Genomic DNA, 25,575 nt, shown 5'->3' with positions numbered 1-25,575 from the left:
GTTAAAAGCAGTTAATGATTGTTGCTAACATATTCTATTTGCGCCTCATCTCGGTAAAACATCAAATAAATCCGATTAAATTCAATTATTTGCACTCTTACCCTTAAGCCACAGGGCTTTCTAAGGCATAATACAGCCTCTCTTTTTAAGCAAAACATGTAGTTATAAGGATTCACAATGGCATCCACCCTAATGCGAAAGATCTTTGGCAGCCGCAATGATCGTCAGGTAAAAAAATATCGCAAAGTCGTAAATAAAATTAATAATTATGAGTCTGATAATGAAGGCTTAAGCGATGAGCAGCTAGGGGCTAAAACAGTTGAATACCGTGAGAGATTTAATCAGGGTGAATCACTTGATGACCTGTTACCAGAAGCATTCGCTACCGTAAGAGAAGCAAGTAAACGTGTGCTGGGTATGCGCCACTTCGACGTGCAAATGATCGGTGGCATCGTTCTTCATAATGGCAATATTGCCGAGATGCGTACAGGTGAAGGTAAAACGCTGGTTGCAACGCTTGCTACCTATTTAAATGCCCTGTCTTCTAAGGGTGTACATGTTATTACTGTAAACGATTATCTGGCACAACGTGATGCAGGCTGGATGGGTAAGCTTTATGCCTTTTTAGGTTTGAGCACCGGAGTTGTTATATCCGGTATGGAGCCGTTAGCTAAAAAACAGGCTTATGAATCTGATATTACTTATGGAACCAATAATGAATTTGGCTTTGATTATCTGCGCGATAACATGGCATTTAGTGTTGAAGAAAAAGTTCAGCGTGAATTAAATTTTGCTGTTGTCGATGAAGTTGATTCGATTTTAATTGATGAAGCGAGAACGCCGCTAATTATTTCCGGACCAACTAATGATAACTCTGAACTTTATGTGAAATTTAATGGGTTAATTAAAGAATTAGAACAAGGTGAAGAGGGCGAAACAAAAGAAGAAGAACCTACGGGTGATTATACGGTTGACGAAAAAAATAAATCGGTAGCAATCACAGAACAAGGCCATGAAAAAGTTGAAGAGTTACTTATTAGAGAAGGCATTCTAGATGATAATGACAGCCTTTATAGTGCGACGAATATTAATCTCATTCATTATTTAACGGCATCAATACGAGCAAATGTTTTATTTCAAAAAGACGTAAGTTACATTGTTAGTGATGGAAAAATTGTTATTGTTGATGAGTTTACGGGGCGTACAATGGAAGGTCGTCGCTGGTCAGATGGCTTACATCAGGCAATTGAGGCGAAAGAAGGCGTAAATATTGAAAATGAAAATCAAACATTAGCCGGTATCACGTTTCAGAACTATTTCCGTTTATATAATAAATTAGCCGGTATGACTGGTACAGCAGATACGGAAGCATTTGAATTTCAGTCCATTTATAACCTGGAAGTGATGGTTATACCCACTAATCTTGATGTTGCCAGAGTTGATAATGGCGATCTTATTTTTCTTACTGTTGAAGAAAAATTTAATGCAATCGCTGAAGATGTAAAAGACTGTATTGAACGCAAGCAACCTGTCCTGGTTGGTACTGCGTCTATAGAAGCGTCAGAACACCTTTCTGAACTGTTAACCCGATTAAAAGTAAAACACAATGTATTGAATGCAAAACAGCACGAACGAGAAGCTGGTATTATTGCCGAAGCAGGTGTTCCTGGTGCAGTAACCATTGCAACAAATATGGCTGGTCGTGGCACAGATATTGTTCTAGGCGGAAACCTTGATGTTGAATTAGCTGAAAAAGGTGAAATTTCAGATTCAGAAAAAGAAAAATTTACTGAGCAATGGCAGGAAAGGCATGAAGCTGTGTTAACTGCGGGTGGTCTTCATGTTATCGGTAGTGAGCGCCATGAGTCGCGTCGTATCGATAATCAATTACGAGGTCGCTCAGGTCGTCAAGGTGATGCCGGATCTACTCGATTTTATCTTTCATTACAGGATGATCTGATGCGAATATTTGCATCAGATAAAATGTCTGGTTTAATGAAAAAACTGGGTATGGAAGAAGGAGAGGCGATTGAGCATCCGTGGGTATCCAGAGCGATAGAAAATGCACAACGTAAAGTTGAAGGGCATAACTTCGATATTCGAAAACAGTTACTTGAATATGATGATGTTGCGAATGATCAACGTAAGGTTGTGTATCAGCAACGTAATGAAATGATGGCTGAAGATGATTTGAATGACATTATCGAATCTATCCGTGCTGATGTGATTAATACACTGGTATCAAATTATGTGCCTGCAGGAACGCTTGAAGAGCAGTGGGATATTGAAGGGCTTGTTAAAACGCTGGAAGATGAAACAGGAAGAGTATTAAGTATTCAGCAATGGCTTGATGATGATGATCAGCTGAATGAATATACTTTGGCGGAAAAAGTTGATACAGAGCTGAAGAATATTTATAAAGAAAAAGAAACAGCTATTGGTGCCGATGAGTTACGCCGATTTGAGAAATATATTCTATTACAGGTACTGGACTCGCACTGGAAAGAGCATCTGGCGGCAATGGATTATTTACGTCAGAGTATAAATTTACGCGCGATGGCACAAAAAAATCCAAAGCAGGAATACAAGCGTGAATCGTTTGAAATGTTTACTGAAATGCTGGAGCAAATAAAACAGGAAGTAATGTCAACGTTAGCCAGAGTTGAAATTCGTTCTCAGGAAGAAATCGATGAACTGGAACGTCAACAGCATATGCCAATGGATATGAGTTATGAGCATGCTGATGCGTCAATGGCAACAGATGAAGAAAGGTCTGATGCAGAAAAGCAGCAACCAGGACAAAAACCTTTTGTAAGAAATGATAAGAAAATTGGCCGAAATGATCCGTGTTATTGTGGTTCAGGTAAAAAATTCAAACAATGCCACGGTAAGTTAAGTTAAGCGAAAGGTAATTAAAATATGGCTGTAAATTTAGTTGAACCAGATTCGCTTTTACCTGTTAAAGGTATCAGGCTGGCAACAGTCGCTGCAGGTATTAAAAAAAATCAGTCGGATGATCTTGTTTTAATAGAGCTAGCAGATAATAGTCAATGTGCAGCTGTTTTTACTCAGAATAAATTCTGTGCAGCACCTGTTAGTGTTGCAAAAAAAAATATGCAATCAAAAACACCGCGTTATTTATTAGTAAACTCAGGTAATGCAAATGCTGGTACCGGTGAGCAGGGTATGCAGGATGCGTTTGAAAGCTGTGCTCTGGTTGCACAACAGGCTGGGTGTGAACCTGATGAGGTTTTACCTTTTTCAACGGGAGTTATAGGTGAGAACTTACCTGTTAATAAAATAGAAACTGCCTTACCTGTGTTGCATGAGAAGTTAGTTGAGAATAACTGGCTTAATGCGGGCCGTGGCATAATGACAACAGATACTAAATTAAAAGGTATTTCACGTCAGATAACATTACAGGGCAAAACAGTAACTGTTACCGGTCTTTCAAAAGGTGCAGGCATGATACAGCCAAATATGGCTACTATGTTAGCTTACATCGCTACAGATGCGGTGATTAATAAAGACCTGTTACAACAGTGTTTAACTTCTGCGGTTAACATCTCTTTTAATTCGATTACGGTCGATAGTGATACATCAACGAATGATGCCTGTGTTTTGATGGCAACAGGTCATGCTGGAAATGATGTTATTACTCAGGTTAATGATGATTACAAAGCATTATTAAATGTCATTAGTGAGGTCTGCCTGTATCTTGCTCAGGCCATTATTCGTGATGCTGAAGGGGCAACAAAATTTGTTGCCTTACAGGTTAATTCTGCAAGTTCAATATCCGATGCGCGTCAGGTTGCATACACTGTTGCCCATTCCCCACTTGTTAAAACGGCTCTGTTTGCCAGTGACCCGAACTGGGGGCGCATTCTTGCTGCTGTCGGCCGTGCTGGTGTTGATTTTGATATAGATAAAATTAAAATATTCCTGGGTGATATTTGTATCGTTTCTAATGGTGGGCGAGATGTGGCTTATACAGAAGAGCAGGGGCAACAGGTTATGAATCAACAGGAAATTACAATTCGTATAGAGCTGCAAACGGGTGATCAATCTGCCTGTGTCTGGACCAGTGATTTGTCTTATGATTATGTAAAAATAAATTCTGAGTATCGTAGTTAAGCGCTTAATAAAATAGAGTATATGAGGTAGACATGTCTGCTTTAATCCATGTTGCAGTCGCAATAATTATCAATCAAAAAAATCAGGTGTTGATTTCACTTAGACCAGCAGGTGTGCATCAGGGAGGACTTTGGGAATTTCCTGGAGGTAAACTTGAAGACGGTGAGTCTGCGTTAGATGCTCTAAAGCGTGAAATAGATGAGGAACTTGGTATTTCTATTGATAAAGCTTCATCGTTTAAAAAAATCACATATCAGTATCCTGATAAAAAAGTTCTACTAGATATATGGAAAGTTGAATCTTATTCAGGGGAACCACAGGGTGCTGAAGGTCAGCAGCTCAAGTGGCGGTTGATTTCTGATTTAAATGCAAAAGAATTTCCTACTGCAAATCGTGAAATAATTCAGACATTAAAATTACCTGAGAGATATATGATTACAGGGTCTTTTGAAAATACTGAAGATTTCAAATTAAAATTAGAGAATAGTCTTAAAAGTGGTATATCACTGGTTCAGTTAAGATGTAAAAATACATCTGTGACTGAATATAAACACCTTGTAAAAATGTCTACTTTATTATGTGAATTGCATGGTGCAATACTGTTATTAAATACAACGTTAGATGTTTTTTTAGATACTAATGCAAATGGATTGCACTTAAGTAGTCAAATGCTGCATTCAATTCAGCAGCGCCCTATTGATAAAGAGTCATTACTTTCAGTATCCTGCCATACAGAGCAGGAAATTGAAAAAGCAAAACAACTTGAAGCTGATATTATATTATTGTCACCAGTAAGAGAAACGAAAAGTCACCCCGGTGTTGAAGGTATAGGCTGGGAGAAATTTGCTCAAATATCGTCAAATGTTGAAGTACCAGTTTACGCTTTAGGTGGGATGGCAGAGTCTGATATATGTGATGCAAAATCTTCAGGTGCACAAGGTGTCGCTGCAATTTCAAGTTTCTGGAAATCATAGGAAATGAAAACGATTTTTCTTTTTGTTATGGTTATTGTGCTTACGTATTTTGCGGGTCAATGGTTGGGACAGGCTAATATTAAAAAAATAGATACAAGTGAAATTACTCATATTTCATATTGTGACCCGACAAAACAGATTTGTATAATGGATAAAAATGATATCCATTATAATCTTCAGTTTAATGGTGTGCCCTCAGCCCTTTCGCCATTTTTAGTGTTGGTAAAAATAAATGGATTACAGCCGGACTTTATTGAATTGGCTTTTGATATGGAGGGGATGGATATGGGCTATAACAAGCATAGTCTGGTTAAAAATAAAACTGACTGGCAGGCTAAAGTTATTTTACCTGTATGCACATTAGGCAGAAATGACTGGATTTTAAATGTAAAAATGATGTTTGATAATAAATCTGTTATTACTCAGTATAAATTTTCACAATCTGAATAATGTAACTGAATTTAATTAGTTGTGTAGAATTTATAAATAACCGTGAAAGACGTTTTATAAAATACAACAGGCTAATTTAAAATCTATATTGCTTTTATCCTGTTCAGGTCTATTTGCTAAATTTCCTGCCTTCAAAAAACGAATAGTGAATCGGTGTTTCCCCGCGCTAATTTCGGGAAATACTGTTGTATCATCAGGCAGTATTACTCTTATCATTAGACAGGTTAAATTAGCATCAAGGTTTTTTTGATAAAAGCCGTCTTCTGCTGATTCATCTATTGCATCAGTGCTGTCCCTGATAACCTGTAAAATTAAATCAATAGCTGTATTTAATGTTTTGAATGGAGCAAACCACTGGTTTAAGATCTCAGTGCGCTTTTCAAAAGGTTGATTTAGCCAATGAGCATAGACAGGTAGGTCAAATTCACATAATCCACCAGGCATGCTTAATCGTTGTCTAATGGCATTTAGTAATTCATGTTGTTGCAACTCATGACCAACAATACCGCCAATAGCATGCAATTCCTGCAAACATTTTTTCTGATCATGGATGATTTTAGTTAATTTGTCGTGGTTAATGCCGGGTATTTCAACAAATGACTGTAAGTTGACGTTCTGGCGTTCGAGCTCCTTGATTGTTTCACGTTTGATGTCGCCACGTCCTAGCATGCTCAGTATATCGAGAATAGCTTTTACAGCGCTATGTGTATCCCAGTCAGATTGATGATCAACATGTTGATGAAACTGATTAAATAAATGTTCCAGACGTAAAAATGTACGAATGTGTTCGTTCAGGGGTTGCTCAAAGATGAGTTGCTCAGACATGTTTGTAGGGAGTTAAGTGCTAATACGCCATTCTGACATAAAACAGGTCTTAACATAAGCCCTTAACTATAGTTGTGTGAAACAAACTGGTGTATTGAAGGTATGTCATAGAATTTGGTTATTTATCTATATTGAAGTATATTTCTAATAAACAAGGTTATGTGCTTCGCTGTTAAGGGCGCAGATTAAGCTGATTTGCAAAAATTCATATATTTAGCATGGAGCTGATCAATGCGTGTGACAAGTGATTTTCTGTCTCCAGAGTTATCAATAATATCATCTGCAACCGAGTTTCGTTCTTCTCGCGAAACCTGTGAGTTTATAATCGATTGTACTTCATCTAAGGTTCTATGATCGCGGTAGATTGTTCGTTCTATTTGTTGCTCTTCACTACAGTCAACTACAAGTACATAGTCATAGTCAGACAGTTGTTTAGTTTCAACTAATAAGGGGATAGCAATAATGACATAACAGGTATTTAAGCTATTTATCTGTGATTGTGTCGCTTTTCTAATTTTAGGGTGGAGTATTGATTCCAGAGCTTTTTTGCTTTTTAAGTTATTAAAAACTTTACCGGCTAATGCTTTTCTGTCGAGTGATCTGTCAGGTAATAATATTTCTGATCCAAAATAATCAATTATTTCAATTAAAGTATCTTCGCCTGGTTTAACCAGCTCGCGTGCAATGATATCGGTATCAATAACAGGAATGGCGTGTTGTGAAAATAGTTCACAGACAGTACTTTTTCCACAACCTATACCGCCGGTTAAGGCAATTTTAATCATGCCTGAATATTAAGCCATAACTGATTTATTTCTGCACCCCAGACAAATGCAATCCAGCCAGCAATAGCAAGATAAGGTCCGAAGGGAATTGGTACACCTTTATCATGTTTACGTATCATAATCATAGATATACCTATTACAGCACCAACAAGTGATGAAAGTAAAATTATCTGCGGCAGCATTACCCAACCCATCCATGCGCCCAGGGCGGCAAGTAATTTAAAATCACCGTATCCCATGCCTTCTTTACCGGTAACTAATTTAAATAATTTATAAATAGACCAGAGTATAAGGTAACCCGCTATTGCGCCAAATACTGATGATTCAAGATCTGTATAAAGTCCGGAGGTATTTACTAAAATACCGAGCCAGAGTAGAGGTAGCGTAATATCATCTGGTAATAACTGGGTTTTAGCATCAATCACAGTGAGAGAAACTAATGCCCAGGTAAAAATTAAACCAAAAAATGTTTCACCACTAACGCCAAATTTAATTGCAATAAGCACAGACAATAATGCGGTTACTATTTCAATAACAGGATACTGAATTGAAATATGTGTTTTACATGATGAGCATTTACCACCTAAAACCATATAACTAATCACAGGAATATTTTCCCAGGCACGAATTTTATGTCCGCAATTAGGGCAACTTGAATCCGGTTTGGATAAATTAAAAATTTCTGGTGTTTTTTTATCGGGCTCTAGTTCCAGAAAGTTTTTGCAGTCTGTGCGCCATTCGTTTTGCATCATAACGGGCAGGCGATAGATAACAACGTTTAAAAAACTTCCAACACTCAAACTAATTAAAGTAACCGTTGTAAAAAACAACCATGGATTATTTTGAAACTCAATCAGGGTGTTTTGTATAAAATTAACCAACAACCTGACCCATTTTGAATATTGGCAGGTACATAGCAATAACCAGACCACCAATGACAACGGCAAGGAAGGACATAATTAATGGTTCCATCAAGCTTGTAAGTGAGTCAACCGCATTGTCGACTTCTGCTTCATAAAAGTCAGCGACCTTACCTAACATTTCATCTAGTGCACCTGATTCCTCACCAATGGATACCATTTGTACAACAAGATTAGGGAATAGTTCAGGAAAAGCCTGTAGGCTGCTTTGTAATTGCAGGCCACTGGCCAAGTCATCTCTCATTGTTAAAATGGCTTTTACATATTCATTATTACCCGATGCACCTGCTACCGAATCTAGAGCCTCAACCAGTGGTACACCAGCAGCGAACATGGTAGACAGCGTACGTGAAAACCGGGCGACTGATGAGGTTAATACTAAATTACCAACTACGGGTAACTTTAGATAGGCTCTATCTAAAGTGTTCCGGAATTTTTTAGAGCGTCGGAATAGGTTTTTTATACTAAAAATGGAACCGGCTATAATGCCAAAAACTATCCACCAGTATGCGACCATGAAATCTGAAATACCTACAACAAACAAAGTAAATGCAGGTAAATCAGCACCGAAACCTGAAAACAAATCAGCAAAGATAGGCACCACAAATATAAGCAGTATTGCGGAAACGATAAAAGCAACAATCAGTACAGAGACTGGGTAAACTAATGCTTTTTTAATTTTGGCTTTTAATGCTTCAGTTTTCTCTTTATAAGTCGCAATTTTTTCAAGCAGAGTTTCCAGTGCACCAGATTGTTCACCTGCGGCTACAAGATTGACAAATAGATCGTCAAATTGTAAAGGGTGTTTTGAGATGGCTTCTGCAAATGAGCCACCGGCTTCAACGTCTGCTTTAATTGCATAAATCAAATCGGACATGTTTTTATTGGAGTGGCCGCCGGCGGTTATATCGAATGATTGAACTAATGGTACGCCAGCTTTCATCATTGTCGCCATTTGACGACTGAATATAGAAATATCAGCAGGTGTAATTTTTTTGCCCTTAGACTTAAATAAACTGGAAGATTTTTTCTTAACCTTTTTTGGGAGTATTCCCTGTTTTCTAAGCTCAGCTTTTACCAGAGCAATACTATGGGCATGGATTTCACCTTTCATGACCCTGCCTTCTTTGTTTTTTCCTTCCCAAAGAAAAGAACTCTTCTCAATTTTTTTATTTTTCTGTGCCATTTTTAATCCTTGGTCACGCGGTTAATTTCTTCCAGACTGGTTACACCACTCATGGCTTTTACTATTGCGGATTGTCGTAGGTCTGGAATGCCTTCTTTCTGGGCCTGATCGGCAAGCTCTAAAGCATTACCTTCACGCATAATAATTCGGCCCATTTCTTCTGAAATTTTCATTACCTGATAAATACCTACTCGCCCTTTAAATCCTTTATCACACTGCTCACAACCAACAGCTTTGTATAATTTTATGCCTTTATCTATATCTTCCTGAGGGAAGCCTTCTTCTACCAGAGCTTCTTTAGGTATATTTTCTTCAGTTTTACAGTTTTCGCATAAACGTCGTGCAAGACGTTGGGCAATAATCAGGTTAACCGCAGATGCTATATTAAAGGGAGGAACACCCATGTTAATGAGACGAGATAATGTCTGCGGTGCATCATTAGTATGCAGTGTGGACATAACCATGTGACCGGTTTGTGCGGCTTTGATTGCGATGCTCGCTGTCTCAAGGTCGCGTATTTCACCCACCATAATGATGTCCGGGTCCTGTCGAAGAAAAGCACGTAATGTTGAGTTAAAATCAAGGCCGACTTTCGGGTTCATATTAACCTGGTTGATACCTTCGAGATTTATTTCTACCGGGTCTTCCGCAGTAGAAATATTTCTATCTTCTGTATTCAGGATATTCAGACCGGTATATAGAGAAACCGTCTTACCACTACCAGTTGGGCCGGTAACCAGAATCATACCGTAAGGGTTTGCCAGTGCTTCCATGTAAAGTTCTTTTTGCGCTGGTTCATAACCCAGCATATCGATACCCAGTTTGGCTGCTGATGCATCTAATATACGCAAAACAATTTTTTCACCGAACAAAGTGGGACAGGTGTTTACACGAAAATCGATAGCTTTATTTTTGGAAATACGCATTTTTATACGACCATCTTGCGGTATACGTCGTTCAGCAGTATCCATGCGAGACATAACTTTTATACGTGCAGATAATCGTCCGCCCATTGCATTCGGAGGCGAAGCAACTTCACGCAGAACACCATCAATTCTGAGGCGTACGCGATAGCGTTTTTCATAAGGTTCAAAATGTATATCTGAAGCCCCTTTTTTGATTGCATCCAGTAGTACTTTATTAACAAAACGAACAACCGGGGTATCATCTGCTTCAGATGAAGAATCGTCTTCAGAGGCAGTAGTTTCAGTATCTTCAAAGTCCAGATCATCCAGATCATCGTCCAGCAATTCGTTCATGCCGTCGTCTTTGGCTTCCAGACTTTTTTCTATAATTTTAGTTAGCTTGTCAGCTTCTACAAGAATCGCTTCGGTATTAATACCGGTCTGAAATTTAATTTCATCGATACCGAGCAAATTAGTGGGTTCAGAGGTTGCAACGTAGAGACGGTTCCCACGTTTATAAAGAGGAAGAACCTGATGTTTTTTAATTAAATCTTCATTAACAAGGCCATTGGGTATTGATTCAGCATCAAGGCTATCCAGGTCGAGTAGAGGAATTCCGAATTCATTAGATGCGATGGTTGCGAGTTTATTTGCGGCAATGAGTTTTTTTGATACCAGATACTGGCTAAGATTGAGTTTTTCTTTCTTAGCCTCGGTTTGCGCTTCTAAAGCCTGCTTTTCTTCTAAAAGTCCATCTAACACCAGTCTACGGGTCAATCCACTGAGTTTTTGGTCTGGTGCCATATTTGAGCTCAATAATAATTATTAATGTTAAGAGTATACGTTTATACAAGAGAATTGTAGTTGAAATCAAGTATTTAGCTAGCTAATTTATAAACCATTTTAATATGTTGATGAATCTGTAGAGTGTTTAACAAATGTGCATGTTTCATCATGGATGTATTTAAAACAGGCTTGAAGAAAAATAAAAAGCATTAGATTAGTGTTTGTGGTTTTTTATTTAATTGTATTCTTATATAGCGGTATTTTAATTTAGTTGTTGCGGGTATAAAAAACAGGACTAAGGATTTATTTTATATTTAACTTTTTAATTCTATAGCTTAATTGTCTTGGGGTCAGGCCTAGCAATAACGCAGCGGCTGTTTTGTTCCAACGTGATTTCTCCAGAGCCTGTTTGATGGTCGCTATTTCCTGATCTACAAGATGTAAATTATTATGATTACCGTTAGTCGTTTGGCTGGAAGGAGTCACATCTTCTGTTTCAACGATACTTTTCGTTTGTGGAAATTGAAGGTTACTCGCATCAATTTGATTACTATCTGTAAGCGCGATAGAGCGTTCTAAAATATTTTCCAATTCACGGACATTGCCTGGGAAGTGATATTGGCAGAGAGAAGTAAGTGCATCTTCAGCCAGATTTAAGTTATTGATTTCTGATTTAAGTGAAATACGCACTAATAGATAATTAGCCAGTTCAGCTATATCTTCCTGTCTCTCTCTAAGTGGGGGGATTTCAAGATCAATAACATTAATACGATAAAACAGGTCTTCTCTAAATTCATTTTGTTCAACCAGTTGCATCAGATTTTTATGGCTGGCACTGAGAATTCGAACATCGACGGTCTGTTCTGTGTGTTCACCAACAGGGCGAATCGATTTTTCCTGTATGGAGCGTAGTAGCTTTACCTGCATCTGAAGGGGTAAATCAGCAATTTCATCTAGAAAGAGAGTGCCTTTGTCGGCTGCTTTAAATAAGCCTTCTTTATCTGATGAAGCACCGGTGAAGCTGCCTTTTTTGTGACCAAAAAATTCACTTTCCATTAATTCAGCGGGTATAGCGCCACAGTTAACCGCAATAAAAGGTTTGTCTGCACGTGCGCTTTTCTGGTGAATTAAACGCGCAGCGACTTCTTTGCCGCTACCTGACTCCCCATGTATAAATACAGGGGCCTGACTACGAGCTAGTCGGGATATTTTGTTTCTGAGCTCATTCATGGATTTTGAGTGGCCTAATAATCTTGCTTCATTGTCAGGCGGTAGAAATTTTGTGTCGCTGTCTGGTCTTCGGGTTAGTTTTATTGCGGAATTGATAAGGCTGCGAAATATATGCAAGTCTATTGGTTTAGATACAAAATCAAAAGCACCTGCTTTGAGAGCACGAACTGCAGAGTCCATGCTGCCATATGCCGTGATCACAGCGATGGGTAAATCAGGATAAACACTTTGTACATGTTCAACCAGTTCAATACCATTACCATCAGGCAAGTTCATATCAGTAATGCAGATATCAAACTTTTCAGTCTCAAGTAGGTGCCTGGCTGTTTGCAGGTCATTGGCCGAGCGAGTATCAATGTTCATACGATTAAGCGTTATTTCAGCTAATTCGCAGATATCAGGTTCATCGTCAACAATGAGTGCTTTTGATGGGGTAACGGTTGATTTCAATGTTTCTATTACTTCCACAAAGAGTTTTTCATTATTCTAGCCTTTGCTAAGCAATTAACAAACAGAATAATATTGAATATGACAATTATGTTTGTTACAAAGTGACAAAATGGTAGGTTTTCTACAAAATTGTCACAGTTTGAATAGTTTTAAATAATATTAAAATTACGAATATAAAGTCTTATCCTATTGATTCTATTGATAATTAAAATATTTTCAGGTTGTTTTAACAGAGTTGGCACATGCTCTGCAACACTACATACAAGCTAAAACGAAAGCTATACAGTTTCTACAGGTGAAGTTAAGCGAATAAGCGGCTTACTTGTAAAATTTCTGATCAAACTTAAAGAGGCAGGCAACATGAAAAATTTACAGTCTATCAAGGCAACAGCCCAAAAGGGTTTCACACTAATCGAATTAATGATCGTTGTTGCGATCATCGGTATTCTGGCAGCGGTAGCAGTACCAGCGTATCAGGACTACATCGGTGGTGCTCACGGTGGTGCAGCTATGAAAGGTGCGATTGGTTGGGCACAGAAAGGACAGGTTTGTGTTGTAACGGGTGTAGGCTGTGCAGGTTTGGTTACAGATGCTGCGGCGGCGGCTGAGGTGACGGCGATAGCTGCGGCTGACTTCACTGGAGTTATAGGTGTAGGCGGTGATATCATTTACAGTGAAGGTGCTTGCCGAGTTACAGCGACTGTTGCAGATACTAGCGGTGAGATCTCTTATGTAGCGGTAAGTATGTCAGGTGGTGCAACGACACCTCAATGTGTTGACGGTGCTGGGCTTTAAAACTTAGCTAGTTAGTTTAGTTTGAAAAGCCCCGCTGTAAAGCGGGGCTTTTTATTTGCCTATGTCCCGTCCTGAGATAAGTTGTCACTCTGAGGACTTATTGATGAAAAAGAATAACCCTATAGCACGTAAACGTACTCAACAAGATTATAGCCCGGGCTTTAAATTGGGCATTATAGAACGCATTGAGTCGGGTGAATTAACGTATAAACAAGCATAGTCCACCTATGGTATTCAAGGCAGAAGCACTGTTTTAGTCTGGTTGCGTAAACATGGTAAATTAGACTGGTCTAAAACCCAGTGAGTTGTCCATGAACCCTTCAAAAGAAACCCCACCTCAACAAATTAAACGGCTAGAGAGCGAGCTTGACGATGAGCGGTTACGCAATCTAGTTCTTAATGAAATGGTTGATATCATCGATGAACAAATTGGAGGCGCCATTCGAAAAAAGCTTTTACCCGAAGCGCTAGGAGCCTCCAGCAAAAAGAGAGTGTAAGCCTGGCGGCTTCATGTCGTCTCTTCGGGATATCCAGACAAGCTGTTTATCAACAACATCAGCGTGATCAACAACGTAAAAAAAATGGGAGCCAATCAAAGCTCTCGTACTTGATATACGGTGATACCTGCCTCACCTTGGAACAAGGAAATTATATTTTTTGCTTAAACCCAAGCTAGAGGATCTCGGCATTAAAATAGGCCGTGATGGTTTGTTTGATTATTTGCGCGAGGGAAAGCTATTAATAAGGCACAGACGTAGTTACACCAAGACAACCTACAGCAAACACTGGATGAAAAAACACCCTAACTTATTTAAGGGTCTTAATATAAAACGACCGGAACAGGTCTTCGTTCAGTGATATTACCTATGTTGAAAGTGATGAAGATGTACATTATTTATCTCTTGTGACAGATGCGTTATCACGCAAAACAATGGGGCATGAGTTGAACCATGGAATGAAAGCCAGTGATGTGGTTAAAGCACTTGATCAAGCGGCAAGTAACAGAAAAAGTCAATTGCCGTTGCTGCATCACTCTGATAGAGGATCACAATATTGTTCAGTTTTATATCAGGATGCCCTGCATAAATATAAAATCACGCCTTCAATGACAGACGGATATGATTGCTACCAGAATGCACCGGCTGAGCACATTAACGGGATATTAAAACAGGAATTTTTAATTTATAGATGTAAAACGTTCGATGATTTAAAAGAATTGGTGAAAGAATCCATTGAAGCTTATAATCGATTTAGGCGGCACTTGAGTCTGGATATGAAAACACCAGATGAAGTGCATAAAAAAGCCAACTGCGAAATGCAGCTGGCTTAATTTAACCGTCAACGTATTTCAGGACGGGACAGTTAATATTTACTTATTATTCAGTAATTGAAACCGAATGTCAGGTGAGTATTAGGTGCGTTGTTTGCAGCTTATTTTCTGCTAATAAATAATAATTTAAAGCAATTTTCGCCATCGCCTGATTTAGTATAGATTATTTTACCTCTATTGCTTTCGATCATTTCCTTGGTGATATATAAACCCAGACCTGTACCTTTTGTGCTTGTAGTAAAAAAGGGATCAAAAATTTGTTGAACTATTTTTTTAGGGATTTCAGGACCGTTGTCAATGATTTCGATAAATGGTTGATCATATTTTTTATCGTGACCACATCTAATAATAATTTTAATTTTTTCAAGTGCTTTGTCATTATGTACGATAGCATTCGTGCATAAGTTGCACATTACTTGAGTAAGGTGACTGGAATCAAATAAAATGATGACTTCATCTAATAATATATCGAGCTGTAACTGGTCTTTACCTAGTTTGTTAGTTTGCAAAAAATCATCACAAAAATACTGCAGCCATCGTTTTAATTCTATAGTTTCTATATTGCCCTGTTGTTGACGCGATAGTTGTAATACATTTTCTATCACTTTGTCTAATCGTTGCACTTGTGTAGTTATTATGGAGGATAATTTTTTATCGCCAGGGCTTAGGTTTCCTTCATCTAGTAGTTGCGCAGCATGATTAATCGCACTTAAGGGGTTGCGTATTTCGTGGGCAATGCTTGCTGTTAACCTGCCTAACGAAGCAAGTTTAATTTGTTGAAAACGCTGGTTTAGCTGGGTTGCATCTTCCAGAAAAATTAATGTATCACTCGTTCCTCCGCTATCGTCATCCGTTGTTTCATGTTCTGTACGTTGTAACTTACGAAACCCGGGCTGAATATCCGGTAATCCGTGCTCCTGACGAATTGCTTTGTGATGAGTATAGGGTTGTTCCTGCCATTGAAGAAAACGCGCGTCTAAAGCGGGTAGAATGTTTTCCAGTAAAGGGTTGTCCTGTAAAGAAATGTTTCCTAGTAAGGCTTCGGCTGAGCTATTGGCCAAACGAATATGTCCGTCAATATCTACTACGATAATACCTGTTCGCATGTTTTGAATAATATCTTCATTTAAAATTTCCAGACTTATAATGTCCGCTTCGCGCTCTATAGCTAGTTTTTCAGATTCACGGGCGCGTTTAGATAATATAGATGCAAGAAAACTTGTGCCAAAGAATACAAGGCCTAACAAACCGGCACGGGTGTATTCGGCTGCGTTACTGATACCCTGCGCCATACTGTAGGTTTGTTCGCTGAGTACCGCAATGGAAGCCAAAGCAGCGAATAAAAAAGAATCACGATCACGTAAGAATGTGCCTGTAGCTGTGACATTGATGATTAATAAAACGCTTAAAGAGCTGCTTAAACCACCACTGAAATGCGATAACAGAGTAATTAACAGAATATCACTGGCATTTGTAATAACTATCTGTGTTTCAAAATTGGGGCGACCTCTTAAACCGGTTACCACATAAAGCAGGCCGCCAATAAGCATAATAGAAGCTGTAAATACGAAAGCCTCTGGACTCTGGCTACCAAGAAAAATCATCCACTCGCTGTTATTAAACGCTGCCAGTAATCCGGTTGCCAGAACTAAACGGTATAAGTTAAGTTGCTTCAGCGCTCGCCAGGTAATTTCATCGCCTTGATTAGTCATGGTGGAGTAATCAGGGCTGTTAGTGTCGTAACTCAATGGTTCTGGTTCCAGTCTTCAAGATGTTGTGTGCTGCAAAAAGCCGTGTCACCTTTAACAATAGCATCGTTACGGGGTATGTAAGTATTACACTGCAGGCATTTGACAGTGTCCTGAGTATTGAGTGACTTAGCTTTAGTGGCAGGTTGTTTTAGACGTTGTAATACGGTGCGTATAACAAAAAGCATGACAATAACAAAAATAATAATTAAAACACTTTTAAACATTTTCGGTAACAGCCCTTATCTCTGATAAAATTAAGTAATTGAAACTATTCTAAACTAACACACACTATGACTGAAGCCGTACAACTATGCCTGATTCAGGAACAATTTCTGGTAGGTGATATTAAAGCGAATGCCCGGAAAATCATATCCCAATCGCATCTGGCAAAACAGGCAGGTGCCGATATTGTTATTTTTCCCGAGCTGGCGCTGAGTGGATATCCACCTGAAGACCTTCTTATGCGTCAGGGGTTTATTAATCAAATTGAAGCTGCAATCAATGAAATTGCGATTAATACAGCTGGTTTAATCGTTGTTTTTGGTGCACCGCGATTACATCAGCATGAGTTATTTAATGCCGCTGTTGTTTGCTCTGAAGGTAAGGTGACGGGTGAGTATCACAAATATAGCCTGCCAAATTATGCTGTTTTTGATGAAAAACGTTATTTCCAGTCGGGTAAGGAACCGCTGTTAATTGAAATCAAACAGCAGAAAATAGGCATTATTATCTGTGAAGATGCCTGGTTTGATGAACCGGTTCAAAAAGCTAAAGATGCCGGCGCACAGGCGATTGTTATACTAAATGCATCTCCCTATCACCGAAATAAACATCAACAACGTCTGGATATGTTACGTCATCGTCAAAAACAGGCTGCTTTACCTATGTTTTACCTGAATCTGGTTGGTGGACAGGATGAGCTGGTGTTTGATGGTGACTCTTTAGTGATGAATGCCCAGTCTGAACTAGTGGGCCGAGGGCCCGATTTTGAACCGGCCTTATTGCATTATCAGTTGCATGAAGATCAATCGGTAACCGCTGTAAACACACCGTTTCATCAACCAGAAAGTGATTTGTCTAATATCTATAAAGCGCTGGTTACGTCAGTTCGAGATTATGTAAAGGGTAATGGATTTAATGGTGTGGTTATTGGGTTGTCCGGAGGTGTTGATTCAGCATTAACACTGGCAGTAGCGGTTGATGCGCTGGGTAGTGATCAGGTGCATGCGGTGATGATGCCATCTCGTTACACAGCACAAATGAGTCTGGATGATGCAGCTGCTCAGGCCGACATAATGAGTGTGGATTATAAGGTGATTTCAATTGAGCCCACATTTCAGGTTTTTCTTGAAACATTGAAAGATGAATTTGCTAATACTGAAGTGGATACGACAGAAGAGAATATTCAGGCCCGTTGTCGGGGTGTGATATTAATGGCATTGTCTAACAAGCTGGGTCGAATGGTGCTGACCACAGGTAATAAAAGTGAAATGGCGGTGGGTTACTGCACTTTATATGGTGATATGGCAGGTGGTTTTGCGCCGCTTAAAGATGTTGAAAAACTACTGGTGTATGCGCTGTGTGATTATCGAAATTCAGTTAAACAGGTTATCCCGCAACGGGTTTTAGACAGGCCTCCTTCAGCTGAATTAAGAGAAGATCAGGAAGATCAGGATAGTCTGCCAGATTACGCCATACTGGATGCCATTTTAAGAATGAGCGTTGAAGAAGATAAACCCAGACAACAGATTATTGATGCGGGTTATGAGCAACAGACTGTGGATAAAATATTAAGAATGGTGCAAATCAACGAGTATAAACGAAGGCAGGCACCACCGGGGGTAAGGATTACACAAAGAGCGTTTGGGAGGGATAGACGATATCCGATTACGTCGGGTTATCGGAGAGGTTAGGTTTAGTCAATTTTTCCGGTCGGGTTTAATTACCCTGCTAAGGTACATAGCCATCGGGGATGGAACGCTGCTTTGTGCGCTCCGTCCCCTTAACCCATACAACTATGCCCTGTCAGTGTAGTAAGCCGACTCCGTAAACCTCTTGATGGCATCACAACAGGGGACAGAGCGGGAAAGATGCTCTTTCCCCGATGGAAAATAATATTGTGGGCAGAGTAAAATTCCAATTGGTTTTATTTTAACGTAGTTAACTATTACAATAGCGTAACTTATTTCAAGACTGTCTAATCTTATGCCTTTACCTAAATGCCCTGAATGTGCTTCTGAATATACCTATGAAGATGGAGACATGTTTGTTTGTCCATCATGCGGACATGAGTGGCCTAAAGATGAATCGCTTGATGAGTCTTTAGTGCGTGATATGAACGGACATATTCTAAATAGTGGCGACTCGGTTATTGTCGCAAAAGATTTAAAAATAAAGGGTTCTTCATCCGTGGTTAAGGTGGGTACTAAGGTTAAAAATATTCGCTTGATTGATCCTGCTGAGAATGCAGATCATGATATTGACTGTAAAATTTCAGGGCTAGGCGGATTAAAGCTTAAATCCAAACATGTGAAGAAGGCTTAATTAAAAATAATAATATTTATAGTTTTGGGAGTAGAGTGAAAGTGCCCTTTAACGCATACCACTATGCGTTGACAGTGGTAGTAAACTGACTCTGTAAAGCTCTTGATGGTATCACAACAGGGGACAGAGCGGGAAAGATGCTCAGTCCCCGATGGTTATGTGCCTGAGCAGTGACTTATGCCTTTCAAGTTTACTTCTCAGGTGCTTCCAGCTCTGTATTTGTATTATCCGCCAGATTTTCGGTCACAATCGGGTTTGCATCCAGAACAGATTGTGCATCAGCTGACAGGTCATTTAACCCTAGTTCTTTATAAGACTGCACCATAATGGCCAGACCCTTACGGCTGGCTGGGGTTGTCGGGTAGTTTTCCAGTACGTATTGACCGCGCTTGGCTGCGGCTAACCAGGCTTTACGTTTTATGTAATATTCAGCTGCATGTATTTCGGCTTCTGCCAGTTTATTGCGTAAAAATACCATATGCTGGTATGCGTCATTGGCATAACGGCTGTCTGGGAAACGCTCAACCAGTGTGGAAAAGCTGCGTAAAGAATCGCCCATTGATTTGTTATCATGTTGTGACAGGTCGCGGGGGAAGTAGCTGTCCAGAAATCCTGTGCCCCGGTTGTAGTCAGCCAGGCCTTTTAAGTAGTAGGCATAATCAACATTTTTGTCTCTTGGGTTAATTCTAATAAAACGATCCGCAGCGGCTATAGCTGATTCCGGTTCTTCGAATTTATAATAAGCATATGCTACATCCAGCTGGGCCTGTCTGGCATAAGGGCTGAAAGGGAAGCGTGCTTCGAGGTTTTCAAGGTTTTTAATGGCTTCCTCGAACTCCCCTGCATTCAGAGCTGTGCTGGCTTCATCATAAAAGTCGAGTGCACTCCAGTCGGCGTAAGGGTCGCTTTTAACGCCGTCATCGCTGCAGGCGATAAGAAACAAAGATAAAATAAGGGTAGAAAGTAATCGTGTCATAATTCTCGGTGTAGCATGTTGTGTAAATAAAAAAGTTAAGCAGTGTTATTTAATATTGAGCCGGTTAAAATGCTTTCAGTTCAGATTAAGCAGACATTATACAAGAGAAGTCGTCTATGTCCGATGGTATAAACCATGAAACAGTAAAAATAAGTATTCCACTTGAATATGCATCTCAGAGATTAGATGCGGTTTTAGTGAAAATGTTCCCTGATTATTCCCGTAGCCGTCTACAGGCGTGGATTAAAGCCGAGCGGGTTAAGTTAGACGGAGCTACTCCAAGGGCCAGAGACAAGGTGATTGGTGGTGAGTTACTTGAGGTTAGCATTGAGCATGAAATGTGTGATGAAGAGGTTATTGCTCAGGATATCCCGTTGGATATCATCTATGAAGATGATGATATTCTGGTTATCAATAAACCCGTAGGGTTGATCGTGCACCCGGGTGCAGGACATCCGGACGGTACTTTGCAGAACGGACTGCTTTTTCATGATGAAAAATTACATGGGGTGCCCCGTTCAGGCATTGTGCATCGGCTGGATAAAGATACTTCCGGTTTGCTGGTGGTTGCCAAAACCCTAAAAGCACATAAATTGTTAGTAGAGCAGTTGCAGGAACGCACTGTGCACCGTGAATATCTCGCTATAGTCTTAGGGGTATTCACTTCGGGTGGAACAATTGATAAAGGAATTGGCCGAAGTGGTCGTGATCGTAAAAAAATGGCAGTAAAGCCCGAAGGTAAACAGGCTATAACGCATTTTCGTGTTCTGGATCGTTATCGAGGGCATAGTCGTATTAAGGTTAATCTTGAAACCGGGCGTACCCATCAGATTCGTGTGCACATGGCTCATGTGAAACACCCGCTAGTGGGCGATCAAACCTATGGTGGCCGATTGCAGCTTCCACCGGGATGTGGTGATGAGTTAAAAGAAATGTTACGTGGTTTTGATCGTCAGGCTCTACATGCTCGAAAACTTGGGCTTATACATCCGTCTACAGGCAAACACATGGAGTGGAGCGCCCCTTTACCCGATGATATGAAACAGCTCGTAAAAGTACTGGAAGATGATATTGCACAGGTAAGTCAGGATGACGAATATTACCAGAGTGATTTCATGGAAGAGTTTTCAGATGAATTTACGGATGAGCATTAAAGTCAACATTAAAGATCCAATCATAGAGGTTATTAAACCTGACTGGCCCGCAGCAGATAATGTTCATGCATTTTGTACTACTCGTAATGATGGGGTAAGCACAGGAGAATATGCCGGTTTGAATCTGGCACTGCATGTGGAGGATGACGCACAGCAGGTTCTAACTAATCGTGAATTATTAAAACAGCAGTTTCATCTTCCTGATGAACCGGTGTGGCTCGATCAGGTGCATGGTAATCGTGCCGTCAATGCGCAATATATAAAATCAAAACAATCTTCGGCTCTAACTGATGCCGATGCATCCTTTAGTGAGGCAGCGAATACGATCTGTACGGTAATGACGGCGGATTGTTTGCCTATTTTAATCTGTAACCGAAAGGGCACAAAAGTAGCTGCTGCACATGCAGGCTGGCGTGGGCTGGCTGATGGCGTGATTGAATCTACGGTTGCTGCGCTAAATGAAAGGCATGGACAATTGCTGGTCTGGCTGGGGCCGGCTATAGGTGCACAGGCTTTCGAAGTGGGTAAAGAAGTTCGTGATATTTTTATAGATAATCAGGCTAAATCGATAGAGGCTTTTAAAGAAAATCGACCGGGGCATTATTTAGCTGATATTTATCTACTGGCAAAACTAAGACTGGAAAACATGGGCATAAGAGCAATATATGGTGGTGAGTATTGTACTTACAATGATGCGAATCGCTTTTATTCCTTTCGACGAGATGGTAAAACAGGACGTCAGGCCAGTCTAATCTGGTTTGAATGATTTTATATAAATTAAATCTGGAGACAGTTAATGAAGTGGTCGGTTTTAACATTGGTAGGGGCAGATCAGGCGGGCATTGTTGCAGCGGTGACAGATGCTCTGTATCAGCGAGGATGCAATCTGGCTCAGGCATCTATGATGCGACTAGGTGCTAATTTCGCCATTATGTTACGTGTTTCTCATGAGAGTGATAAAGACCTGCATCAGATACTGGATGGTATTTGTAAAGAAATGAATTTGCATCTACATATTGATGAAGATGTAAATACTGATGTATCAAGAATAGAACCGGATGTTCAGGTTACCGTTTATGGAGCCGATAGAGGTGGCATTGTTGCGCAGGTAACATCAGCATTAGCGCTTGCCGGTTTGAATATTATTGATCTGGAAACAGATGTTGGTGGAAGTAAAGATAAGCCGATTTACATTATGACAATGGAAGGTATCGCAAAAAATGGCATTGATCCTTTGCAAAAAGCACTTGATGATTTAAATACGGATATTGAAATTAACCTCGATGAAATTAATACATTAAGGGGTTAGTCGTTAAATGGAAATTTTGATCTATCCTGATCAGCGCTTAAAACAATTATCTGAAAGTGTTGAAACAATTGATAAAGAAATACTCGACTTTATAAAAGAGCTTGAAGAAACTCGAAAGCAGGGACCGGGTGCCGTTGGTATTGCAGCACCTCAGGTAGATATGTTTAAACGCGTAGTGATAGTTGATGTTTCCAATATGCGAAAACCTGTCGATAACCACGGTCATATGATAATGATTAACCCTGAAATTACTGCCTGGGATGGCATGGATATGGGGCGTGAAGGTTGTTTATCAGTTCCAGATTTTACGGGTAATGTTATTCGTGCTGAGAAAATCAAACTGAACTATACGGATGAAACCGGTAAATCACATGAAATTGAGTCTAGCGGTTTTGAAGCTAGAGCAATACAGCATGAAATGGATCACCTGGATGGTCTGCTGTTTCTGGACCGATTAGTTAGTCGTCGCAGTGACTTGTTTAAACGTAAAAAATATAAAAAATAAAATTTACACGCAGAAAACTAGCCATATCAACATATTCTCTGTTTATCACCTATTATTAAAGTAATAAGTAATGGGTTAAAAAAACATATATGTCACAGGGATTAAGTTTAGATATTCAGCAGTCCAATGCTCTGGCCATCAGCCTGTGCAATGTTGGTTTATGTGATTTTTGTTTACCCCCTTCACCTAGCCTGAATTTTTCTAATTCATGGGCTCAAATCCTGGGTTATAAACCCGAAGAAATTCCCTCAGCTGAAATTTTTCAAAGTTGGTGGGGGCAGCAAATACACCCTAATGATCATGCCAGAATAATAAGCCTGTTTAATAAATTATATTCTGGTGAAATTAAGAAACTCAATTGTAATTTACGTTTTAAACGTAAGCAGGGTGACTGGTGCGAAGTTGAAGTGTTTGCCAGTGTTATAAAAAGAGATGAAAAAGGCTGGGCTCAGCATGTGTTTACCGTTATGCGGGATCTGGCAGCAAGTGAGAACAGATATAAACGAATTGTTGAAAACCTGAACGAAGGCATATGGGTTATTGATCGATATAATAATATTCGATTTGTAAATCAGGCGCTGGCAGATATGTTGGGTTATAGCATAGATGAAATGTTAGGTCGTTCAGTATTTGATTTTGAAAATAAAAATAATCAGAAAATTATAAAAAAACAGATTGTCGAACGTAAAAAAGGTAACTCAAGTATTTATGAAATAGAGGTATTACATAAACGGGGACATGCAGTATTAATTCAGGTTGAATCTGCACCGTTTCTTGATGATCAGGAAAAATATGATGGTGTAGTTGAAGGCATCAAGGATATGACAGATGTTCGTAGTCAACAACTTAAGTTAAAAATGTTGTCATCAGCTGTTGAGCAAAGTGGCTCGATGGTGGTAATTACTGATCAAGATGCAAATATAGAATATGCTAACCCCAAAATCTGTTCGGTAACAGAATATACAAAAGATGAATTATTGAATAAGAATGCACGTATATTTCAGCCGGAAGATATAGATATGCAGGTAGTAAATGATTTATGGGAAAGAATAAATCTTGGGCAGGAATGGCAGGGAGAAATGCAGCTTAGAAAAAAAGATGGTGGAAAAATATGGGTGTTAATGTCGGTATCTTCTATTACTAATGAACAATCTAAAATCACTCATTTTGTAACTGTTTTTGAGGATGTGTCACAGCTTAAAGAAGCGCATTTACGAATGGAGGAGCTGGCTTATGTCGATAGTTTAACCGGGCTAGCAAATCGTATTTTATTCAGGGACAGACTTGAGCAGGTATTAAAAGGCTTAAAGAGAACAGAAGCTACTGCCGCGTTATTGTATCTGGATTTAGATGAATTTAAACGTATTAATGATTCACTAGGCCATGATGTGGGTGATGCTGTATTAATGAAAGTTGCTGAAACGTTACGCCAGTGTGTAAGGTATCAGGATACGGTTGCACGAATGGGTGGTGATGAATTTGTCATCCTGTTGACGGATATTGATGGTATGTCGGGTGCATCTTCTGTGGCCAGAAAAATAATGAATAAGATGTCTGATCCGATACAGTTATTAAAGAAAGAAATATTAATAACGCCAAGTATAGGGATTACTCTGGCACCAGTTGACAGTTTGAATGCAGATATATTATTGAAAAATGCAGATATGGCAATGTATAAAGCCAAGTCTTCAGGAAGAAATAATTATCAGTTTTTCACGGAGGAAATGAATACTCAAATTGTAGATCACTTAACGATTGAAAATGATTTAAGGCATGCACTGGATACGGATCAGCTTTACATTAAATATCAACCAAAGTGTGATATTAAAACTAAAGACCTGGTTGGTGTAGAAGCGTTAATTAGATGGAATCATCCAGAAAAAGGTGAGTTGTCACCCGAGTACTTTATACCAATAGCAGAAACTGCAGGGTTGATGGTTAAACTGGGTAAGTGGGTTTTAAGAACGGCCTGTAAAGAAATAAAAAATCTTGAAAATCAGGGTATGCGTGATCTTGAGTTAGCTGTTAATTTGTCAACGCGTCAGTTTCGAGATCCGTATCTGCTAGAGACGATACAGAATATTCTTTCTGAAACAGATTTTAAAGCAGTAAACCTGGAACTTGAAATTACAGAAACCACGTTAATGGAGCAGATAGATCATGCGATAGAATTACTTGACCAGATAAAAGCACTAGGTATCTCGCTTACTATAGATGATTTTGGTACCGGTTATTCATCATTAAATTATTTGAAACGATTACCAATTGATACGTTAAAAATAGACAAAGATTTTATTAGTGATATACCGAACGATAAAGATGATATGGAAATATCTGCTGCGGTCATTGCTATGGCGCATAAACTCGGTTTAAAAGTTGTAGCTGAAGGTGTCTCTACTGAAGAACATTGGGCCTTTTTAGAAAAAAACAACTGTGATATTGCGCAGGGGTATTTGATGGGAAAACCAATGTTAACTGATGAACTGGTTAAATTGTTCGCTGATTAAAAAATAATATTATTAGCTCAGAGACGTAAAGTTAAAGGTTTTATTAATTAAGGTGTAAC

20 protein-coding genes and 2 pseudogenes are annotated in these 25,575 nt (G+C 39.3%); 13 read left to right on the top strand and 9 right to left on the bottom strand.

Going from position 1 to position 25,575, the window contains the following annotated elements; genetic code table 11:
- Nucleotides 1–177 precede the first annotated feature (177 nt).
- From DIZ80_14585 to DIZ80_14570, 4 genes are read left to right on the top strand one after another with little or no spacing between them, the layout of a single operon-like run.
- Complete coding sequence (locus tag DIZ80_14585; protein RDH81321.1) at nucleotides 178–2,901, top strand: preprotein translocase subunit SecA; 2,724 nt, start codon at nucleotides 178–180, stop codon at nucleotides 2,899–2,901.
- An 18-nt stretch (nucleotides 2,902–2,919) separates the two neighbouring features.
- A complete protein-coding gene (gene argJ, locus DIZ80_14580) occupies nucleotides 2,920–4,134 on the top strand; it encodes a bifunctional ornithine acetyltransferase/N-acetylglutamate synthase (GenBank protein ID RDH81320.1) in 1,215 nt (404 codons plus the stop codon).
- 32 nt (nucleotides 4,135–4,166) lie between these two features.
- On the top strand, nucleotides 4,167–5,108 hold the full coding sequence (locus DIZ80_14575; protein RDH81319.1) for a hypothetical protein: 942 nt from the start codon (nucleotides 4,167–4,169) through the stop codon (nucleotides 5,106–5,108).
- A 3-nt stretch (nucleotides 5,109–5,111) separates the two neighbouring features.
- Nucleotides 5,112–5,558 carry a hypothetical protein gene (locus DIZ80_14570; protein RDH81318.1) on the top strand — a complete coding sequence of 149 codons (447 nt, stop codon included), beginning with the start codon at nucleotides 5,112–5,114 and terminating at the stop codon, nucleotides 5,556–5,558.
- A 54-nt stretch (nucleotides 5,559–5,612) separates the two neighbouring features.
- Here the strand turns inward: DIZ80_14570 and DIZ80_14565 are convergent, their stop codons facing one another.
- The 6 genes and pseudogenes from DIZ80_14565 to DIZ80_14540 all read right to left on the bottom strand — a co-directional run bounded on the left by DIZ80_14565 (nucleotide 5,613) and on the right by DIZ80_14540 (nucleotide 12,633).
- On the bottom strand, nucleotides 5,613–6,383 hold the full coding sequence (locus DIZ80_14565; protein ID RDH81317.1) for a cell division protein ZapD: 771 nt from the start codon (nucleotides 6,381–6,383) through the stop codon (nucleotides 5,613–5,615).
- 185 nt (nucleotides 6,384–6,568) lie between these two features.
- Nucleotides 6,569–7,168: a dephospho-CoA kinase gene (locus DIZ80_14560; GenBank protein ID RDH81316.1), complete on the bottom strand. Its 600-nt coding sequence runs from the start codon at nucleotides 7,166–7,168 to the stop codon at nucleotides 6,569–6,571.
- The gene (locus tag DIZ80_14555; protein ID RDH81698.1) at nucleotides 7,165–8,037 is read right to left on the bottom strand and encodes a prepilin peptidase; all 873 of its coding nucleotides are present in this window, start codon (nucleotides 8,035–8,037) and stop codon (nucleotides 7,165–7,167) included. Before DIZ80_14555 ends, DIZ80_14560 begins: the two co-directional genes overlap by 4 nt.
- Before the next feature lie 4 nt (nucleotides 8,038–8,041).
- Nucleotides 8,042–9,274 (bottom strand): type II secretion system protein F, encoded by a 1,233-nt coding sequence (locus tag DIZ80_14550; GenBank protein RDH81315.1) that lies wholly within the window; start codon nucleotides 9,272–9,274, stop codon nucleotides 8,042–8,044.
- A gap of 2 nt (nucleotides 9,275–9,276) precedes the next feature.
- Nucleotides 9,277–10,983 carry a type IV-A pilus assembly ATPase PilB gene (pilB, locus tag DIZ80_14545; GenBank protein RDH81314.1) on the bottom strand — a complete coding sequence of 569 codons (1,707 nt, stop codon included), beginning with the start codon at nucleotides 10,981–10,983 and terminating at the stop codon, nucleotides 9,277–9,279.
- A gap of 285 nt (nucleotides 10,984–11,268) precedes the next feature.
- A pseudogene (locus DIZ80_14540) lies at nucleotides 11,269–12,633 on the bottom strand (sigma-54-dependent Fis family transcriptional regulator).
- 372 nt (nucleotides 12,634–13,005) lie between these two features.
- Here DIZ80_14540 and DIZ80_14535 point away from each other — a divergent pair.
- Together DIZ80_14535 and DIZ80_14530 are read left to right on the top strand one after the other, a co-directional pair.
- The gene (locus DIZ80_14535; protein ID RDH81313.1) at nucleotides 13,006–13,440 is read left to right on the top strand and encodes a general secretion pathway protein; all 435 of its coding nucleotides are present in this window, start codon (nucleotides 13,006–13,008) and stop codon (nucleotides 13,438–13,440) included.
- A gap of 103 nt (nucleotides 13,441–13,543) precedes the next feature.
- A pseudogene (locus DIZ80_14530) lies at nucleotides 13,544–14,770 on the top strand (IS3 family transposase).
- A gap of 101 nt (nucleotides 14,771–14,871) precedes the next feature.
- Here the strand turns inward: DIZ80_14530 and DIZ80_14525 are convergent.
- Both DIZ80_14525 and DIZ80_14520 read right to left on the bottom strand, forming a co-directional pair.
- Nucleotides 14,872–16,482, bottom strand: coding sequence for a hypothetical protein (locus DIZ80_14525; GenBank protein ID RDH81312.1), 1,611 nt, complete (start codon nucleotides 16,480–16,482; stop codon nucleotides 14,872–14,874).
- A gap of 32 nt (nucleotides 16,483–16,514) precedes the next feature.
- Complete coding sequence (locus tag DIZ80_14520) at nucleotides 16,515–16,745, bottom strand: hypothetical protein (GenBank protein RDH81311.1); 231 nt, start codon at nucleotides 16,743–16,745, stop codon at nucleotides 16,515–16,517.
- 66 nt (nucleotides 16,746–16,811) lie between these two features.
- Between DIZ80_14520 and DIZ80_14515 the strand changes: the two genes are divergently transcribed.
- Together DIZ80_14515 and DIZ80_14510 are read left to right on the top strand one after the other, a co-directional pair.
- Nucleotides 16,812–18,434 (top strand): NAD+ synthase, encoded by a 1,623-nt coding sequence (locus DIZ80_14515; GenBank protein RDH81310.1) that lies wholly within the window; start codon nucleotides 16,812–16,814, stop codon nucleotides 18,432–18,434.
- A 292-nt stretch (nucleotides 18,435–18,726) separates the two neighbouring features.
- Nucleotides 18,727–19,065 (top strand): alkylphosphonate utilization protein, encoded by a 339-nt coding sequence (locus DIZ80_14510; GenBank protein RDH81309.1) that lies wholly within the window; start codon nucleotides 18,727–18,729, stop codon nucleotides 19,063–19,065.
- Nucleotides 19,066–19,255: 190 nt separating this feature from the next.
- Here the strand turns inward: DIZ80_14510 and DIZ80_14505 are convergent, their stop codons facing one another.
- Complete coding sequence (locus tag DIZ80_14505; protein RDH81308.1) at nucleotides 19,256–20,041, bottom strand: outer membrane protein assembly factor BamD; 786 nt, start codon at nucleotides 20,039–20,041, stop codon at nucleotides 19,256–19,258.
- A 116-nt stretch (nucleotides 20,042–20,157) separates the two neighbouring features.
- Between DIZ80_14505 and DIZ80_14500 the strand changes: the two genes are divergently transcribed.
- The 5 genes from DIZ80_14500 to DIZ80_14480 all read left to right on the top strand — a co-directional run bounded on the left by DIZ80_14500 (nucleotide 20,158) and on the right by DIZ80_14480 (nucleotide 25,516).
- Entirely contained in the window at nucleotides 20,158–21,195 is a 1,038-nt protein-coding gene (locus DIZ80_14500; GenBank protein ID RDH81307.1) for a 23S rRNA pseudouridine(1911/1915/1917) synthase RluD, read from the top strand.
- Nucleotides 21,196–21,217: 22 nt separating this feature from the next.
- Nucleotides 21,218–21,961: a peptidoglycan editing factor PgeF gene (gene pgeF, locus DIZ80_14495; protein ID RDH81697.1), complete on the top strand. Its 744-nt coding sequence runs from the start codon at nucleotides 21,218–21,220 to the stop codon at nucleotides 21,959–21,961.
- Nucleotides 21,962–21,991: 30 nt separating this feature from the next.
- A complete protein-coding gene (locus DIZ80_14490) occupies nucleotides 21,992–22,504 on the top strand; it encodes an amino acid-binding protein (GenBank protein ID RDH81306.1) in 513 nt (170 codons plus the stop codon).
- A 7-nt stretch (nucleotides 22,505–22,511) separates the two neighbouring features.
- Nucleotides 22,512–23,009: a peptide deformylase gene (def, locus tag DIZ80_14485; protein RDH81305.1), complete on the top strand. Its 498-nt coding sequence runs from the start codon at nucleotides 22,512–22,514 to the stop codon at nucleotides 23,007–23,009.
- Nucleotides 23,010–23,098: 89 nt separating this feature from the next.
- Nucleotides 23,099–25,516, top strand: a complete 2,418-nt coding sequence (locus DIZ80_14480; GenBank protein RDH81304.1) for a hypothetical protein — start codon at nucleotides 23,099–23,101, stop codon at nucleotides 25,514–25,516.
- Nucleotides 25,517–25,575 lie beyond the last annotated feature (59 nt).

The organism is endosymbiont of Galathealinum brachiosum, assembly GCA_003349885.1.
GTDB lineage: Bacteria > Pseudomonadota > Gammaproteobacteria > SZUA-229 > SZUA-229 > SZUA-229.
The sequence above is the reverse complement of the archived record's forward strand: the minus strand, read 5'-3'. Positions and strand labels throughout refer to the sequence as shown.

Excerpts from the sequence above, each read along its gene's own strand:
- DIZ80_14585 (RDH81321.1), top strand. The coding sequence starts at position 178 with ATGGCATCCACCCTAATGCGAAAGATCTTTGGCAGCCGCAATGATCGT.
- argJ (RDH81320.1), top strand. The coding sequence starts at position 2,920 with ATGGCTGTAAATTTAGTTGAACCAGATTCGCTTTTACCTGTTAAAGGT.
- DIZ80_14575 (RDH81319.1), top strand. The coding sequence starts at position 4,167 with ATGTCTGCTTTAATCCATGTTGCAGTCGCAATAATTATCAATCAAAAA.
- DIZ80_14570 (RDH81318.1), top strand. The coding sequence starts at position 5,112 with ATGAAAACGATTTTTCTTTTTGTTATGGTTATTGTGCTTACGTATTTT.
- DIZ80_14565 (RDH81317.1), bottom strand. The coding sequence starts at position 6,383 with ATGTCTGAGCAACTCATCTTTGAGCAACCCCTGAACGAACACATTCGT.
- DIZ80_14560 (RDH81316.1), bottom strand. The coding sequence starts at position 7,168 with ATGATTAAAATTGCCTTAACCGGCGGTATAGGTTGTGGAAAAAGTACT.
- DIZ80_14550 (RDH81315.1), bottom strand. The coding sequence starts at position 9,274 with ATGGCACAGAAAAATAAAAAAATTGAGAAGAGTTCTTTTCTTTGGGAA.
- pilB (RDH81314.1), bottom strand. The coding sequence starts at position 10,983 with ATGGCACCAGACCAAAAACTCAGTGGATTGACCCGTAGACTGGTGTTA.
- DIZ80_14535 (RDH81313.1), top strand. The coding sequence starts at position 13,006 with ATGAAAAATTTACAGTCTATCAAGGCAACAGCCCAAAAGGGTTTCACA.
- DIZ80_14525 (RDH81312.1), bottom strand. The coding sequence starts at position 16,482 with ATGACTAATCAAGGCGATGAAATTACCTGGCGAGCGCTGAAGCAACTT.
- DIZ80_14520 (RDH81311.1), bottom strand. The coding sequence starts at position 16,745 with ATGTTTAAAAGTGTTTTAATTATTATTTTTGTTATTGTCATGCTTTTT.
- DIZ80_14515 (RDH81310.1), top strand. The coding sequence starts at position 16,812 with ATGACTGAAGCCGTACAACTATGCCTGATTCAGGAACAATTTCTGGTA.
- DIZ80_14510 (RDH81309.1), top strand. The coding sequence starts at position 18,727 with ATGCCTTTACCTAAATGCCCTGAATGTGCTTCTGAATATACCTATGAA.
- DIZ80_14505 (RDH81308.1), bottom strand. The coding sequence starts at position 20,041 with ATGACACGATTACTTTCTACCCTTATTTTATCTTTGTTTCTTATCGCC.
- DIZ80_14500 (RDH81307.1), top strand. The coding sequence starts at position 20,158 with ATGTCCGATGGTATAAACCATGAAACAGTAAAAATAAGTATTCCACTT.
- DIZ80_14490 (RDH81306.1), top strand. The coding sequence starts at position 21,992 with ATGAAGTGGTCGGTTTTAACATTGGTAGGGGCAGATCAGGCGGGCATT.
- def (RDH81305.1), top strand. The coding sequence starts at position 22,512 with ATGGAAATTTTGATCTATCCTGATCAGCGCTTAAAACAATTATCTGAA.
- DIZ80_14480 (RDH81304.1), top strand. The coding sequence starts at position 23,099 with ATGTCACAGGGATTAAGTTTAGATATTCAGCAGTCCAATGCTCTGGCC.